The following is a 15,100-nucleotide window of genomic DNA, read 5'->3' on the forward strand; positions in this document are numbered from 1 at the left end:
GTTTCCTAATGGGTTTCGGCGGCAGGAGCGGTGGCTGCGGGGGCAGAGACACCTTCAGGCCGGTTGCGTGCATAGAGGTAAGTGGCGACGGCGGTCACCGCGAGGCAGGCAGCCAGGAAGACCAGGCCCGTCTGGCTGTTTCCGGTCGCGTCCTTGAGGATGCCGACGATGTAGGGGGCCACGAAGCCGCCCAGGTTGCCGAGCGAGTTGACCATGGCCAGCCCGGCTGCCGCCGCGGCGCCGGTGAGCGCGGCGGACGGCATGGCCAGGAAGGGCGCAATCGCGGAGTAGATGCCCATGGCTGCCAGGGTCAGGAAGACCATGGCGAGCAAGGCATTGACGGGAAGCAGGAAGCCGGCGCCCAGGAGGCCGACGGCGGCAAGCACCATGCTGACGCTGGCATGCCACACGCGGTTGCCTGTACGGTCGGACCGCTTGCTCCAGAAGTAGACGAACACCGCTGCGATGGCGTACGGGATGAAGACAATGAACCCCACCTGCGTTGAGTCAAACTTGCCCAGCGCCTTGACGATGGTGGGCAGCCAGAGTCCCAGGCCGTAAATGCCGCACACCAGGCCGAAGTACAGCGCCGAGTAGGCAATGGTGCGGGGGTCCTTCAGGCCGGCCAGGAAGTTGTGGTTTCCGGACTTTTGCTTGTGGGCCAGTTCAGCGGCCATGGTGGTGGAGAGCCATTCACGCTCTTCGGGCTTGAGCCACTTGGCGTGTTCGGGGCGGTCCGTCATGACGAACGGCGTGATGATGCCCAGGATGATGGCCGGGATGCCCTCGAGGATGTAGAGCCACTGCCAGCCGTGCAGGCCTGCGACGCCTTCCAGGTTCAGGAGCATGCCCGATACCGGTGCCCCCAGGGCATTCGAGATGGGCTGGGCGAGGATGAAGATGCCCAGCACCGTCACGCGCTGGGCCGCCGGGAACCACAGCGTCAGGTAGAAGAGGATCGCCGGGAAGAAGCCGGCCTCTGCCGCGCCGAGGAGGAAGCGGATGACGTAGAACGTGGTTTCACCGTTCACCAGGAACATGGCAGTTGCGAAGATTCCCCAGGTGATGAGGATCCTGGCGATCCATTTGCGGGCACCATACCGGTACATGCCGCCGTTGCTGGGGATCTCAAGCAAGGCGTAGCCAAGGAAGAAGATGCCGGCGCCGAGGCCGTACGCGGCTTCGGTCAGGCCGATGTCGCCCTGCATGCCGAGCTTGGCAAAGCCGACATTGTTCCGGTCGAGGTAGGCGATGAAGTACAGCAGGACGATCAGGGGCATCAGCCGGCGGCGCACCTTGCGAAGGGTGGTCTCGCCCAGCTGGCTGAGTGCGGGGGCAGTGGTGCGGGAGGTCATCGCAGGCCTCCAAGAGTGGTGTGGGGACCCTCAAAAGGGGAATGCGCGCGCATGAAGACTCCTTTGGCTGGCGGCATTTTGGGGGGTGATATCAGATGTCTGATGTCTGACTGAGATTCTAATCACAGGTGGTTGTGGGCGTCAACATAATCGCCGTGCACGCGGACAGGGAGGCAGGCCACCGGGTCCCGGGCCTGCCGGGCGGGGTTCCTGGCGGGCGAGCCCCTAGCGGCCGGTGGTTCCGCTGCGGCTGGACATGGCAAGGAACTGCTCGTAGTCCTCAAAGGTCTGGGTGATGTGGGCATCCATGGTGGACCGCGCCGTGGCGGGATCGCCCGCCGCGATGGCCGCCAGGACCATCTTGTGGTGGTGGATCGCGTGGCGCTGCACGTCCGGGAAGGCCGAGGTTTCCCGCCGCATGGCGTACAGCAGGGTGGAAAGCTGTCCCAGCAGGGCGGGTACGAACGGGTTGCCGGATGCACGCAGCACGGTGTCATGGAAGGCGATATCGGCCACGGTCAGTGCATCGACGTCTCCGGCCAGGTGCGCGGCTTCCATTTGCTCCACGCTGTCCTGCAGCGCAGCGAGGTCAACCGGCCGGTGGCGGGAGGCAGCGAGTTCGGCGGCCCCGGTCTCCACCATGCGGCGGACCTCCAGCAGGCGGAGCGCCACCTGGTCCGAGGCCACTCCCCTGGAAGCTGCACGCATGATGGCGTCCAGCCCGGTCCAGCGCTCGGGCGGGTTGACGAAAGTGCCCCGGCCGCGCTTTACGTAGACAACGTCCTGCGCTTTGAGCACCTTCATGGCTTCCCGGGCCGTCAGCCTGCTGACTCCCGATTCCTTGGCGATGTCGGCCTCCGGCGGCAGGGCGTCGTCGGCCTGTATTTCTCCGCTGATGATGTGCTCAAGGACCTTGTCCACGACGGCGTCGACCAGGGTGGGTCGCTTTTCTGCCATCGTCAATCCCCTGCCTGTGCGCCCGGGGCGCCCTGTTTTTCCTGTCCCAACATTACTCGACCGGGTTGGGCAGGCACCGCCCGCCGCCGTCGTCATCCGTTAAACAGCGAACGCGGGGCCCACCCGCAGGTCCGTCCCATCACTGGAAACGGACCGGGGGTGGCCCCGCGTCGTGAAGTGCTGTCTAGAGGGCGGCGTAGACCTCGCGGAGCAGCTTGGCGGTCTCGGACGGCGTCTTGCCGACCTTCACGCCGGCAGCCTCGAGGGCTTCCTTCTTGGCCTGGGCGGTACCGGCGGAGCCGGAGACGATGGCGCCTGCGTGGCCCATGGTCTTGCCTTCGGGGGCCGTGAAGCCGGCAACGTAGCCGACGACCGGCTTGGTGACGTTGGCCTTGATGAAGTCGGCTGCGCGCTCTTCGGCGTCGCCGCCGATCTCGCCGATCATGACGATGGCCTTGGTCTCGGGGTCAGCCTCGAACGCGGCCAGGGCGTCGATGTGCGTGGTGCCGATGATGGGGTCGCCGCCGATGCCGATGGCGGTGGAGAAGCCCAGGTCGCGCAGTTCGTACATCATCTGGTAGGTCAGCGTGCCGGACTTGGAAACCAGGCCGATGGGGCCCTTGCCGGTGATGTTGGCCGGGGTGATGCCAACCAGTGCTTCGCCGGGGGTGATGATGCCGGGGCAGTTCGGGCCGATGATGCGGGTGACCTGGTTGCCGTCGGCGTCCACCTTGGACTGGGCCAGGGCCCAGAATTCGGCGGAGTCCTGGACGGGAACGCCCTCGGTGATGACCACGACCAGGCCGATGCCGGCCTCGATGGCTTCGACAACGGCGTTCTTGGTGAATGCCGGCGGCACGAAGACGATGGAGACGTCGGCGCCGGTTTCAGCCATGGCTTCCTTGACGGTGCCGTAGACGTTGATTTCCTTCTCGCCGTGCAGGACCGTGGTGCCGGCCTTGCGGGCGTTGACGCCGCCAACGATGTTGGTGCCGGCCTTGAGCATCAGGGCGGTGTGCTTGGTGCCTTCGCCGCCGGTGATGCCCTGGACGATGACCTTGGAGTCTTTGTTCAGATAGATAGACATGGTGCGTCCCTTTACTTCGCTGCGTTGGCGAGCTCGGCGGCCTTGTCGGCGCCCTCGTCCATGGTGGCGGCCAGGGTAACCAGCGGGTGGTTGGCCTCGTTGAGGATGCGGCGGCCTTCCTCGACGTTGTTGCCGTCGAGGCGGACTACCAGCGGCTTGTTGGCGGTGTGGCCCAGTTCGGCCAGTGCGCCGACGATGCCCTTGGCGACCGCGTCGCATGCGGTGATGCCGCCGAAGACGTTGACGAACACGGACTTGACCTGCTCGTCACCCAGGATGACGTCCAGGCCGGCGGCCATGACCTCGGCCGAGGCGCCGCCGCCGATGTCCAGGAAGTTGGCGGGCTTGACGTTGCCGTGGTTTTCACCGGCGTAGGCGACGACGTCCAGGGTGGACATGACCAGGCCTGCACCGTTGCCGATGATGCCTACTTCGCCGTCGAGCTTAACGTAGTTGAGGTCCTGCGCCTTTGCCTTGGCCTCAAGCGGGTCTGCAGCGTCCTTGTCCTCGAGCTGCGCGTGCTTGGCGTGGCGGAAGTCGGCGTTCTCGTCCAGGGAGACCTTGCCGTCCAGTGCCACGATGTCGCCGGCGCCGGTCTTGACCAGCGGGTTGACCTCCACCAGGGTGGCGTCTTCCTTCTTGAAGACATCCCAGAGCTTGAGGATTACGGCGGCGACCTTGCCGCGCAGTTCCTCGGCGAAGCCTGCGGCTGCGACGATTTCGTCGGCCTTGGCCTGGTCGATGCCCACGGCGGGATCGATGGCGATCTTGGCCAGCGCTTCGGGACGTTCGACGGCGAGCTGCTCGATCTCCATGCCGCCTTCAACCGAGCACATGGCCAGGTAGTTGCGGTTGGCGCGGTCCAGCAGGACGGAGAAGTAGAACTCCTCGGCGATGTCCGCACCCTGGGCAATCATCACCTTTTTGACGGTGTGGCCCTTGATGTCCATGCCCAGGATGTTGGTGGCGTGCTCAAACGCCTCATCAGCGGACTTTGCGACCTTGACGCCGCCGGCCTTGCCACGGCCGCCTACCTTGACCTGTGCCTTGACAACGGTCACGCCGCCGATCTTCTCGGCAGCTGCCTTTGCTTCTTCTGGGGTGTACGCCACGATGCCGGCAAGCACGGGTACACCGTGCGCCTCGAACATATCGCGCGCCTGGTATTCAAACAGGTCCACGGTTTAGTGTCCTTCTACGTCGAAGTAGTTTCTGTACAGTCGGACACCATCTGTACGACGATGACCGGGCTGCGGATTGCACGCACCGGCGGCCTGTCTGGAAACGAGCCACGCGGCGTAATGCTCCATGGGGAACTCTAGTCCTTTGGAGGGACCGGGCCGTCCCAGACTACCCCTTATGTGAGTAAGCACACTATTCTATGGGGCGTAGAAAAACCGCGGAATTACGGGGTTTTTGGGCCCTCCTGCTGCGGCGGCTGGCCGCTTTTGGCCGGCCCCTGAATCAGCTCGTAACGTTTGGGCGAAACGAGAAATCCGACGCCGGCGGAGACGTTTCCGCATGCCACGCCGCCGTTGTACGCGGAGCAGCGCAGCCCGTTGCGTTCCAGGTTCTGCCCGTCCGCAAGCACGGGCAGCTGGGTCAGCGTTCCCGCCTTGCTCCCCTTGGGCCCGTAGGTTCCTTCCATGGATGTGACGCCGGAGCGGCATTCACCGTAGCGGGCGGTGTCCGGCGACAGGAGGGCCACTCCGCCCAGGTAGCCAAGATGGGTCCCGGCGCAGTCGTCCTTGATATCGCCTGGCTCGGGCGCCGGGTAGGAGGCGAGCTCGCAGTGGGCCACCGGGACGATGGGCAGCTTGTTGTTGGCGGCGTCGCTGTAGCGGTTCTGCTCGTAGGGGAGGTTGAGGTGTTCCCCGCGGGCGGACGTGAGCGAGCACGCGATGGTCCGGTCGGCGGTGATGAAAGAGAGGACATCTGCACCGCTGGAGAACGTCTTCGCATCGGCCAGCGGGGCCTTTTCCAGCTGTTCCATGGGTTGCAGCGGAGCCGGCGGAACGTAGGCCGGGTCCTTGGTGGTCACCGTGCAGCCCGTGGCGGTGATAAGGAAAAGGGCGGCGAGCATCCCCCATACAGTCCGTCGCATGGCCTCCATTATGCCCGTCCGCGGGCGTTCCTAGGCGTCGAGTTTGGTGAGCGGGGCGTAGCGCAGCAGCAGGCGCTTTTCACCGACGTCGAACTTCACCTTTGCCACGGTCTTGTCTCCTGCGCCTTCGAGGGCCAGGACCGTTCCGTTGCCAAAACTGGTGTGGTTGACCTTGTCCCCCACGCTGACGGCGATGATTTCCTTCTGCGGCTGCACCCGGTTCTTGGCGATGAATGCCGGGACGTCGGCATTGAAGCCGGCGGAAGAATCCGCCGCGGCTCCGCGGGCGGTACCGGCGCCCCAGAACGATCCGCTGTACCGGCCCGAGCCGATTGAACCGCCGCCGGCCCACGACTGCCGGCTGGTTCCTTCCCGTTTCCATTCCAGGAGCTCCGCGGGGATTTCCTCGAGGAATTGGCTGGCCGGGTTGTACTGGCTCTGGCCCCACATGCTGCGTACCTCGGACCGGGTCACGTACAGCCGCTTCCGGGCACGGGTGAGGCCCACGTAGGCCAGCCGGCGTTCCTCAGCCAGTTCCTTGGGGTCGGTGGCGGAGCGTTGGTGCGGGAAGAGCCCGTGCTCCATGCCGGTGAGGAACACCACCGGGAACTCCAGTCCCTTGGCGGTGTGCAGGGTCATCAGCGTTACCACGCCCAGCCGTTTGGCCTCGGCGACGGCGGCGTCAATGTCCGCGCCGGGGGCATCCGGGATCTGGTCGGCGTCTGCCACGAGGGACACCTGTTCCAGGAATGCGCCGAGGCTGCCCTCGGGATTTTCCTGCTCGTACTCGCGCACCACGGCCACGAGCTCGGCCAGGTTCTCCACGCGGGACTCGTCCTGCGGATCGGTGCTGGACCGCAGCGCGGCAAGGTAGCCGGTTTGCTCGAGCACTGCTTCGAGTGCCGCGGCAGCCCCGGACCCGGCAGCCACCTCGGCGAGGTCGTCCAGCATTTTCACGAAGCCCAGGACGGCGTTGACCGAACGGGTGGCCATGCCGGGCGCCTGGTCGGCGCGGCGGGCGGCCGCCATGAAGGAGGTGCGTTCGCGGCTGGCGAGGGCCGCCACGGCGCCTTCGGCTCGGTCGCCGATGCCGCGCTTGGGTTCGTTGAGCACCCGGCGGAGGTTGACGTCGTCGTCCGGGTTCACCAGGACGCGCAGGTAGGCCAGGGCGTCCTTGATTTCCTTGCGCTCGTAGAAGCGGGTGCCGCCCACCACCTTGTACGGCAGGCCCACGCGCACCAGCACGTCCTCGATGGAACGGGACTGGGCGTTGGTGCGGTAGAAGATGGCGACGTCGCCCGGGCGGAGGTTCTCCTCGTCCTGGAGCCGGTCGATCTCCTTCGCGATGAACTGCGCTTCGTCGTGTTCGTTTTCGCCGACGTAGCCGATGATTTTGTGGCCTTCGCCCTCAGCGGTCCACAGCCGTTTCTCCGGCCGGTTGGGGTTGCGGGAGATGACCGAGTTGGCGGCACTCAGGATGTTCTGGGTGGAACGGTAGTTCTGCTCCAGCTTGATGGTGCGGGCCTCCGGGTAGTCCTTTTCGAACTCCACGATGTTCCGGATGTCCGCGCCGCGGAAGGCATAGATGGACTGGTCCGAGTCGCCAACAACGGTGAGCTCCGAGGCACCGGGGCCCTCCCCCACGATCTCCCGGACCAGGGCGTACTGGGCGTGGTTGGTGTCCTGGTATTCGTCCACCAGGACGTGGCGGAACCGGCGGCGGTAGGACTCCGCCAGCGCCGGAAAGGCTCGGAACATGTAGACGGTCTCGGCGATGAGGTCGTCGAAGTCCATGGCGTTGGCCTGGCGGAGCCGCTGCGTGTAGCCCTTGTAGACGTCTGCCACCGCATGTTCGAAGGGGTCGTTGTAGTTGGCTGCCGAGGCAAAGGACTCGGCGTCGATCAGTTCGTTCTTCAACGCCGAAATCTTGTGCTGGATGGCTTTTGGCGCGAACTTCTTGGGGTCCAGGTCAAGGGTTTTTGAAACCTGCGTGACCAGGCGGAGGGAGTCGGCGGAGTCATAGATGGAGAAGTTGGATTTCAGGCCGACGTTGGCCGCTTCCTGCCGCAGGATCCGGACGCAGGACGAGTGGAACGTGGAGATCCACATGATTTTGGCGCGGCCACCCACCAGCGCCTCGATGCGCTCCCGCATTTCCGCGGCCGCCTTGTTGGTGAACGTGATGGCCAGGATTTCGCCGTGGTGGGCACGGCCGGTGGCGATGAGGTACGCGATCCGGTTACTGAGCACGCGCGTCTTGCCGGATCCGGCGCCGGCGACGATCAGCAGCGCCGATCCGCCGTGCTTGACCGCTTCCTCCTGCTGCGGGTTCAGTCCCTCCAGCAGCTGGGCGGCGCCGGGGCGGCGACTGCCTTGGTGACCGTCACCGCGGTGCCGGTTGCCGGCGTCGTGGTTGGACTGTTGCCAGCCCCCGGAGGTGTTGTGCCCGCTGGCGTTTGGCTCCGGCATTCCGCCCGGCCCTGCCGTGGTGGCAACGCCCTCAGGCTCCGTCCTTGTACGGGCAGTGGAGGCGGGAGCGGCCTTGAACGGTCCGTCAGAGTACGGGTCAAACAACATATCCATGGTGCCTACAAGTCTAGGCGGTGGGACCGACAACGCCTTCCAGCCTGTGGATTACTCCCGCTGCGCGTGCGATTGCTTCAGGACACCGAGCCTGACTCGAGGGCCGCACGCAGCTCGCGGACCGCCGTCGTTCCTCCTGCGATGAACCACTCCAGCCCGTTGACCCGGACGGTGTCCACGGCGCCCCCGGCCGCAAGGACGATCGCCTTTCCCGGCAGCCAGTCCCATTCCGGGCAGCTGTGCTGGAACCAGCACCCCAGCTGCCCGTCGGCAACCCGGCCGAGGTCGCAGGAACCGGATCCCAGCATGCGGAGGGATGCGGCGGAGGTGGCTGCAGCGTGCCACGGCATGGCACACATCGGGTCCATCAACCAGGTGGGGTGGATGTAGGTGGCAGCGCCGAGTTCGGCGACGCTGGTGGTGCTGCGCCTGCCTTCGTCGACGGCAAACGAGGTCAGCGCTTCACCGTTCAGGGTGGCCTGCCGGTCATGCCCGCCCAGCCACAGCTTGTCCTCTTCAGGCTGGAAGACGGCGCCCAGCAGCACATCGCGGCGGTCCTTGAGGGCGATGGCTGAGCACCAGTACGTGGAACCGTGCAGGAAGTTGTAGGTGCCGTCCACGGGGTCGATCACCCACGTCCGGCCGCTGGTGCCCTGGACGGAGGCACCTTCCTCGCCCACGATCCCATCGTCCGGCCGGCAGCGCCGCAGTTGTTCCAGGACGTAGGCTTCAGCGGCGTGGTCGGCCGCGGTGACGACGTCGGACACAGAAGTCTTTTGTTCCGACTCAAGCCCGGCCATGCGCATCAGGAGCGCCAGCTGCCCGGCTTCCCGGACCAGGGCGGCCGCCAGGTCGTAGTCATCCAATGAGGGGTCAAGAACAGCTGCGCTGTGTCGGCCAGTGGTCATGGGTTCAGTTTATGGGGCGGGATAATGGTGCCATGGCCAAAACCCCTGCCCAGCGGATCAAGAAGCACGGCGCCAACGCGGCTGTGCCGCAGCACCACCTGCCGCCGGTGGTCAACCCCACCACGTCGCGCACGCCCGAGAAGGCACAGGGAAACAGCAACCTGATCGTCATTGCCGGTGTGGTGGCCAGCCTGTTCCTGTTCTGGTACCTGCACCTGCTGACCCTGACCCAGCTGACGCAGCTCTCCCGGGACATGGCCATGCCGGATTCCCTGGTCGGCGGCTTCGATGCCGGCTACATCGGCAGGCTCCAGGGCGTTATGAACGGCGATGCGCTGGGCCAGCTGAGTTACGTCCACAAGACCGCCGGGACGCTCTTCCCACTGATTTTCGGCTTCACGTGGCTGCTGCTCATCGGCACCAACGTGGCGAAGAAGTCGTTGCGTTGGGCACTCTGGGCGCTGCCCATGCTGTTCGTGGTGGTCCGGCTGTGGGGCAACGTGGCCATTGACGCCATGATGGGCACGCCCGGTCCCGACGCCGGCCAGGTCGCCTTGGCGTCCACCCTCACCATTGCAGGGTGGGTGCTTTTGGTGCTGAGCCTTCTGGCCGGGGGCGCGGCGGTGTTCCTCAACAGCCGGAAAAGGAAAGAGCCCTAAACGCCAGTTGCCCTTGCGGCAGCGGCCGCAGCCCGCCGTTGCTTCCGGTGCCGGTGCACCCGCTGGGCAATGACCAGCCCCGCGGCGGCCATCCCCACCGTGACCGGGTAGCCCATCAGCCGCTCCAGCGTGCCGGGCTCGGGAACCATCATGCGGGTTAGTCCACCGGTGGCGGTGGCGGCCAGTGAGACGCCGCCGCACACCAGCAGGAACCACGCCATCCCGGTCTTCCGCAGCCACAGGATGCCCAGCACCAGCAATGCCAGCCCACCGGAGATGAAGTACGTGATGGCCCCGGCGTAGTGCCAGGGTGAGCCAGCGTCCTCCGGCACCAGCCCCACCACCATGGTCCCGGCCCCGGCTGCTCCGGTGAGCAGCCGGACGGCGGAGGCCGCAAGCCAGGGTTCCCGGCGCCGCCAGTCCACCCGTGTACCGGGCCGGGCGGCCACGCGCAGCAGCCCCGACGTCAGCAGCACCGCGCCCACCAGCAGCCCCAGGCCCTGGACCACGAAGGACGCATTCATCAGCCAGTTCAACGGCGAACAGACATCCCTGCCGGAATAGATTCCACAGTGGAGCGCCCCCAGGTCGCTGATGTACCCGGTCCGCAGGTTGTACGGACGGGGCCCCGCCCACGCCATGGCCACGGCAGCCTCGGCCGCGAAGTACTGCAGCACGCTCAGTACTGCCCACGCCCCGATGTACTGCCGGGTGGACGCTACGTTCGGGGTGAAGGCAGTGGCGGGAGCGGCAGTGGGGGCTGGACTCATGCCTTGAGCGTAGTACGGCCCGGCACCTTGTATGCTTGTAACCGTGTCCGGACGGACCGGCCCCGCCGATCCCCACCGGACACCCGCCCTCGTAGCTCAGTGGATAGAGCACGGCTCTCCTAAAGCCGGTGTCGTTGGTTCGATTCCAATCGAGGGCACTTGAATTCTCCTTCCCCGGAGCCAAGCCTCCGCGCCTACCTCCTGGGCGTCCACGAACCCCACATCGCCGGCCAGCCTGGCCGTTGGCGGCTTGAGCGGGACCTGCTGGACAGGTCGGACGGCACCCGCGGAACCTTTTCCGGCGTCCTGATTTTCACGCCAACGGACGACGGCGGCCTGGCCCTTCGCGAGGAAGGCACCATGCGCTGGCCTTCCTTTACCGGTCCCGCCTCGCGGGAGTACGTCCTGAAACCCGTGCCGCAGCCCGATGCGCTGGACGTGTTCTTTCCCGACGGGAGGCCGTTCCACCGCATGAGCTTCACCCCTGACACCAGCCAGGACACCCACTGGTGCGACCCCGACACCTACCGCGTGTCCTACACCCGCCAGGGCCCGGACGCGTTCAGTTACAGCTGGGACGTCACCGGTCCCCGCAAGGATTTGCTACTGGTCTCGCGCCTGGCAAGGATCACCGCATGAAGGACCGGATCGTGGTCTCCGCTGTCTGCGTGTTTGACGACGCCGGGCGCCTCCTGACCGTGCGGAAGCGCGGGACCGGCATGTTCATGCACCCCGGCGGCAAGCCGGAGCCGGGCGAAACCGCTGTGCAGGCAGCCGCGAGGGAACTCGCCGAAGAGGTAGGGATCGTGGTCCGCCCCCAGGAGCTTGAACTGATGGGGGTGTGGATCGCCGACGCCGCGAACGAGGCCGCCACTGATATCGAAGCCACCGTCTTCATCGCCCCCGGCACATGGGAGGCCACTCCCGCGGCTGAGATCGCCGAGATCCGGTGGCTGGACATCAGCGGGCCGGCGGACGCGGCCCTCCCCCGGGACCTCGCTCCGCTGCTGACGGACCACATCCTGCCCCTGCTGGCCTCGCGGGCCCTCTAGGCAGCGGCCGGGCGTCCAGCCCTTAGAACTCGGGGACGGATTCCTGTGCCACTGCCGTGGCCTCGGCGAACTGCGTCTGGTAGAGCTCGGCGTAGCGGCCGCCGGCTGCCAGCAGTTCGGTGTGGGTTCCGCGTTCCACGATCTGGCCGCCCTCCACCACCAGGATGGCGTCCGCCGCGCGGACGGTGGAGAGCCGGTGCGCAATCACGACGGCGGTACGCCCCTCGAGTGCGGCGCCCAGGGCTGCCTGCACAGCGGCTTCGTTCGTGGAGTCGAGCGCGGCCGTGGCCTCATCGAGGATGACCACCCGCGGCTGGGCAATGAGGAGCCGGGCGATGGTCAGGCGCTGGCGTTCGCCGCCGGAAAGCCGGTAGCCGCGCTCCCCCACCACTGTCTCCAGGCCGTCCGGCAGGGACCTGATCATGGTCTCCAGCCGGGCCTGGCGCAGGACGTCCCACATGTCTTCGTCCGTGGCGTCGGGCCGGGCCAGCCGAAGGTTGGAGGCGATGGTTTCGTGGAACAGGTGGCCGTCCTGGGTAACCATGCCCAGGGTGTCCCGCAGCGAATCGAAGGTGGTGTCCCGGACGTCCAGCCCCGTCCCCGGCGCGGTGCCGCCAAGACGCACGGCGCCCGAGTCGACGTCGTACAGCCGCGACAGCAACTGGGCGATGGTGGACTTGCCGGCGCCGGACGAGCCCACCAGGGCCACTGTCTGGCCAGGTTCCACCCGGAAGCTGACGCCGTGCAGCACTTCCTCGCCGCCCCGCGTGTCCAGGGTGGAGACCTCCTCCAACGAGGCCAGGGAGACCTTGTCCGCGGAGGGATAGGCGAAGCGGACGTTGTCGAACTCCACGGACACGGGCCCGGCAGGAACGGGCACGGCGTCCGGTTTCTGCTGGATCAGCGGTTTCAGGTCCAGGATCTCAAAGACCCGTTCGAAACTGACCAGTGCGCTCATGACTTCAACGCGGGCGTTGGACAATGCCGTGAGCGGAGCGTAGAGCCGTGTCAGGAGCAGCGCCAGGACCACCACATCGCCGGGCGCGAGCTGGCCGCCCAGGGCAAGCCAGCCGCCCAGTCCGTAGACCAGCGCGAGTGCGAGCGCCGAGACCAGGGTCAGGGCCGTGACGAACGTGAACTGCAGCATGGCCATGCGGACGCCGATGTCACGGACGCGGCCCGCGCGGGCAGCGAACTCGCGGGATTCCTCATCCGGGCGGCCGAAGAGTTTCACCAGTGTGGCGCCGGGCGCGGAGAACCGCTCCGTCATTTGGGTGCCCATGGCGGCGTTGTGCGCAGCGGCTTCGCGGCGCAGGTCCGCCAGTTTGGAGCCCATGCGCCGGGCCGGGATCAGGAAGATCGGCAGCAGGACCATGGCGAGCACGGTGACCAGCCAGGACTTGTTAAGCATCACGATCAGGGTAAGGGCCAGCGCCACGGAGTTGCTCACCACACCGGAAAGCGTGCCGGCAAAGGCCGACTGCGCTCCGATGACGTCGTTGTTGAGGCGGCTGACCAAGGCTCCCGTCCGGGTGCGGGTGAAGAAGGCAATGGGCATGCGCTGCACGTGGTCGAACACCCGGGTGCGCAGGTCCACGATGACGCCTTCGCCGATGGTCGAGGACAGCCAGCGGGTCAACAGCCCCACCCCCGCTTCGCCCACCGCCACGATGGCGATCAGCACGGCCAGCCAGATCACGGTACCGGCATCTGTCTTGGCGATGATGGCGTCAACCACCTGGCCGGCAAGCACCGGGGTGGCGACGGCAAGGAAGGCCGCTGCGATGGAGGAGAGTACGAAGGCGATGAGCTTGCCCTTGTGGGGAGCGGCGAAGGCCAGCACCCGCTTCAGGGTTTCCTTGGAGAACGGCTTGGAGCCGCTCTTGGCGGTGCTGATATTGTAGAGCGAGCTCCACGCCACGCGGTCCATGCTCATGGTTATTTCTCCTGGCTTGCAGTGTGGTGGAGCTCCTGGACCGTGCCGTTTTCCAGGTGCCACCGGTAGTCGAGTCGGACGTTTTCGAGCAGCCGGCGGTCGTGGGTGACCAGCAGCAGTGCTCCGTCGTAGCTTTCAAGGGCCTCTTCGAGCTGCTCGATGGCGGGCAGGTCGAGGTGGTTGGTGGGTTCGTCAAGCACCAGCAGGTTCACGCCGCGCGCCTGGAGCAGGGCCAGGGCTGCCCGCGTCCGCTCCCCCGGCGACAGGGAATCCACGGTCCGCGACGTGTGGTCCGCCTTGAGGCCGAACTTGGCCAGGAGGGTACGGACCTCCGCGCTGTTCCAGTCGGCCAGCACGGCTTCGACGGCGTCGCCCAGTGGCTGGGCACCGTCCAGCAGTCCCCGGGCCTGGTCGATTTCGCCGATGGCGACGGTGGCACCCATGGAGGCGTCGCCGTCGTCCGGTGCCTGGGTTCCCAGCAGCAGGCGCAGCAGGGTGGACTTTCCGGCACCGTTGGGGCCCGTGATCCCGATCCGCTCACCACCGTTGAGCTGGAGGTTCACCGGTCCCAGCGTGAAGTCCCCCTGGCGTGCCACGGCGTTGCGCAACGTGGCGACGACGGCGCTGGAGCGCGGTGCCTGGCCGATGCTGAACTGCAGCTGCCATTCCTTCCGGGGCTCCTCCACCACGTCCAGCCGGGCGATGCGGGATTCCATCTGCCGGACCTTCTGGGCCTGCTTCTCGGAGGACTCGGTGCTGGCGGCGCGCCGGATCTTGTCGTTGTCCGGGTTCTTCTTCATGGCGTTCCGGACGCCCTGCGAACTCCACTCACGCTGGGTCCGTGCCCGGGACACCAGGTCTGCCTTGGTGGCGGCGAACTCGTCGTACTTTTCGCGGGCGTGCCGGCGGGCCACTGCGCGTTCCTCAAGGAAGGCGTCGTAGCCGCCGTCGTACACGGCAACGCTGTTCTGTGCCAGGTCCAGCTCCACCACCCGGGTCACGCAGCGGGCAAGGAATTCACGGTCATGGCTGACCAGGACCACCCCGCCGCGCAACCCTGTCACGAAGCTTTCGAGGGTGGCCAGGCCGGCGAGGTCGAGGTCGTTGGTGGGCTCGTCCAGCAGCACCACATCGAAGCGGCTCAGCAGCAGGGCAGCCAGTGCCACCCGTGCCGCCTGGCCGCCGGAAAGCCCGGTCATCAGCGCGTCCGGGCCGGCGTCCAGCCCCAGCTCCGCAAGCACGGCAGGCATGCGGTCATCCAGGTCTGCGGCGCCGGAGGCCATCCAGCGGTCAAAGGCACGGGCATACGCATCATCTGCGCCGGGAGCACCCGAACCAAGGCCCTCCGCGCTGGATTCCATCTCAAGGGTGGCTTCTGCGCAGCCGGTCCGGCGGGCGATGTAGGCTGCCACCGTTTCACCTGGAACACGTTCGTGTTCCTGGGGCAGCCAGCCGACGAAGGCATCGGCCGGGGCAAGGCTGACGGAGCCCTCATGGGGCTGGTCGACGCCGGCAAGGAGGCGCAGCAGCGTGGATTTCCCCGCCCCGTTGGCACCCACGACGCCCACCACGTCCCCGGGCGCCACTGTCAGCGAGAGCCCGGAAAAAAGCGTGCGGTGCCCATGGCCACCGGAGACGTCCTTGGCAACAAGGGTTGCAGTCATCGATTCGTCCTTTCGCCGCTGCCCG

General features: G+C 66.7%; 13 protein-coding genes and 1 tRNA gene. 4 read left to right on the forward strand and 10 right to left on the reverse strand.

Annotated elements, in window-relative coordinates; translation table 11 throughout:
* Positions 1-5 precede the first annotated feature (5 nt).
* From BACI349Y_RS15200 to BACI349Y_RS15230, 7 genes are all read right to left on the reverse strand, one after another.
* Positions 6-1,355 carry an MFS transporter gene (locus tag BACI349Y_RS15200; RefSeq protein ID WP_159632835.1) on the reverse strand — a complete coding sequence of 450 codons (1,350 nt, stop codon included), beginning with the start codon at positions 1,353-1,355 and terminating at the stop codon, positions 6-8.
* A 225-nt stretch (positions 1,356-1,580) separates the two neighbouring features.
* On the reverse strand, positions 1,581-2,312 hold the full coding sequence (locus BACI349Y_RS15205; protein WP_159632836.1) for a FadR/GntR family transcriptional regulator: 732 nt from the start codon (positions 2,310-2,312) through the stop codon (positions 1,581-1,583).
* Between the two features lie 184 nt (positions 2,313-2,496).
* The gene (gene sucD, locus BACI349Y_RS15210; protein ID WP_104996906.1) at positions 2,497-3,399 is read right to left on the reverse strand and encodes a succinate--CoA ligase subunit alpha; all 903 of its coding nucleotides are present in this window, start codon (positions 3,397-3,399) and stop codon (positions 2,497-2,499) included.
* An 11-nt stretch (positions 3,400-3,410) separates the two neighbouring features.
* Positions 3,411-4,580: an ADP-forming succinate--CoA ligase subunit beta gene (sucC, locus tag BACI349Y_RS15215; protein ID WP_159632837.1), complete on the reverse strand. Its 1,170-nt coding sequence runs from the start codon at positions 4,578-4,580 to the stop codon at positions 3,411-3,413.
* Between the two features lie 224 nt (positions 4,581-4,804).
* Positions 4,805-5,512, reverse strand: coding sequence for a hypothetical protein (locus tag BACI349Y_RS15220; RefSeq protein WP_236560852.1), 708 nt, complete (start codon positions 5,510-5,512; stop codon positions 4,805-4,807).
* 21 nt (positions 5,513-5,533) lie between these two features.
* Entirely contained in the window at positions 5,534-8,080 is a 2,547-nt protein-coding gene (gene pcrA, locus BACI349Y_RS15225; protein ID WP_442858428.1) for a DNA helicase PcrA, read from the reverse strand.
* Positions 8,081-8,163: 83 nt separating this feature from the next.
* Positions 8,164-8,994: an inositol monophosphatase family protein gene (locus tag BACI349Y_RS15230; RefSeq protein WP_159632839.1), complete on the reverse strand. Its 831-nt coding sequence runs from the start codon at positions 8,992-8,994 to the stop codon at positions 8,164-8,166.
* 32 nt (positions 8,995-9,026) lie between these two features.
* Between BACI349Y_RS15230 and BACI349Y_RS15235 the strand changes: the two genes are divergently transcribed.
* Positions 9,027-9,653 carry a hypothetical protein gene (locus tag BACI349Y_RS15235; RefSeq protein ID WP_159632840.1) on the forward strand — a complete coding sequence of 209 codons (627 nt, stop codon included), beginning with the start codon at positions 9,027-9,029 and terminating at the stop codon, positions 9,651-9,653.
* Here BACI349Y_RS15235 and BACI349Y_RS15240 read toward each other — a convergent pair.
* Entirely contained in the window at positions 9,650-10,423 is a 774-nt protein-coding gene (locus tag BACI349Y_RS15240; RefSeq protein ID WP_159632841.1) for a DUF998 domain-containing protein, read from the reverse strand. The genes BACI349Y_RS15235 and BACI349Y_RS15240 overlap by 4 nt on opposite strands.
* 85 nt (positions 10,424-10,508) lie before the next feature.
* Here BACI349Y_RS15240 and BACI349Y_RS15245 point away from each other — a divergent pair.
* From BACI349Y_RS15245 to BACI349Y_RS15255, 3 genes are all read left to right on the forward strand, one after another.
* Positions 10,509-10,581, forward strand: a tRNA-Arg gene (locus BACI349Y_RS15245).
* A 1-nt stretch (position 10,582) separates the two neighbouring features.
* Complete coding sequence (locus tag BACI349Y_RS15250; protein WP_201302458.1) at positions 10,583-11,062, forward strand: DUF6314 family protein; 480 nt, start codon at positions 10,583-10,585, stop codon at positions 11,060-11,062.
* The gene (locus BACI349Y_RS15255) at positions 11,059-11,475 is read left to right on the forward strand and encodes an NUDIX hydrolase (protein WP_159632842.1); all 417 of its coding nucleotides are present in this window, start codon (positions 11,059-11,061) and stop codon (positions 11,473-11,475) included. The genes BACI349Y_RS15250 and BACI349Y_RS15255 overlap by 4 nt, the downstream gene beginning before the upstream one ends.
* A 22-nt stretch (positions 11,476-11,497) precedes the next feature.
* Here BACI349Y_RS15255 and BACI349Y_RS15260 read toward each other — a convergent pair whose 3' ends face one another.
* Together BACI349Y_RS15260 and BACI349Y_RS15265 are read right to left on the reverse strand one after the other, a co-directional pair.
* Positions 11,498-13,411 (reverse strand): ABC transporter ATP-binding protein, encoded by a 1,914-nt coding sequence (locus BACI349Y_RS15260; protein ID WP_159632843.1) that lies wholly within the window; start codon positions 13,409-13,411, stop codon positions 11,498-11,500.
* Between the two features lie 2 nt (positions 13,412-13,413).
* Positions 13,414-15,075, reverse strand: coding sequence for an ABC-F family ATP-binding cassette domain-containing protein (locus tag BACI349Y_RS15265; protein ID WP_159632844.1), 1,662 nt, complete (start codon positions 15,073-15,075; stop codon positions 13,414-13,416).
* Between the last annotated feature and the right edge of the window lie 25 nt (positions 15,076-15,100).

Origin of the sequence: Arthrobacter sp. 8AJ, assembly GCF_902506025.1 — a bacterium.
GTDB lineage: Bacteria > Actinomycetota > Actinomycetes > Actinomycetales > Micrococcaceae > Arthrobacter.

Excerpts from the sequence above, each read along its gene's own strand:
- BACI349Y_RS15200 (WP_159632835.1), bottom strand. The coding sequence starts at position 1,355 with ATGACCTCCCGCACCACTGCCCCCGCACTCAGCCAGCTGGGCGAGACC.
- BACI349Y_RS15205 (WP_159632836.1), bottom strand. The coding sequence starts at position 2,312 with ATGGCAGAAAAGCGACCCACCCTGGTCGACGCCGTCGTGGACAAGGTC.
- sucD (WP_104996906.1), bottom strand. The coding sequence starts at position 3,399 with ATGTCTATCTATCTGAACAAAGACTCCAAGGTCATCGTCCAGGGCATC.
- BACI349Y_RS15220 (WP_236560852.1), bottom strand. The coding sequence starts at position 5,512 with ATGGAGGCCATGCGACGGACTGTATGGGGGATGCTCGCCGCCCTTTTC.
- pcrA (WP_442858428.1), bottom strand. The coding sequence starts at position 8,080 with ATGTTGTTTGACCCGTACTCTGACGGACCGTTCAAGGCCGCTCCCGCC.
- BACI349Y_RS15230 (WP_159632839.1), bottom strand. The coding sequence starts at position 8,994 with ATGACCACTGGCCGACACAGCGCAGCTGTTCTTGACCCCTCATTGGAT.
- BACI349Y_RS15235 (WP_159632840.1), top strand. The coding sequence starts at position 9,027 with ATGGCCAAAACCCCTGCCCAGCGGATCAAGAAGCACGGCGCCAACGCG.
- BACI349Y_RS15240 (WP_159632841.1), bottom strand. The coding sequence starts at position 10,423 with ATGAGTCCAGCCCCCACTGCCGCTCCCGCCACTGCCTTCACCCCGAAC.
- BACI349Y_RS15255 (WP_159632842.1), top strand. The coding sequence starts at position 11,059 with ATGAAGGACCGGATCGTGGTCTCCGCTGTCTGCGTGTTTGACGACGCC.
- BACI349Y_RS15260 (WP_159632843.1), bottom strand. The coding sequence starts at position 13,411 with ATGAGCATGGACCGCGTGGCGTGGAGCTCGCTCTACAATATCAGCACC.
- BACI349Y_RS15265 (WP_159632844.1), bottom strand. The coding sequence starts at position 15,075 with ATGACTGCAACCCTTGTTGCCAAGGACGTCTCCGGTGGCCATGGGCAC.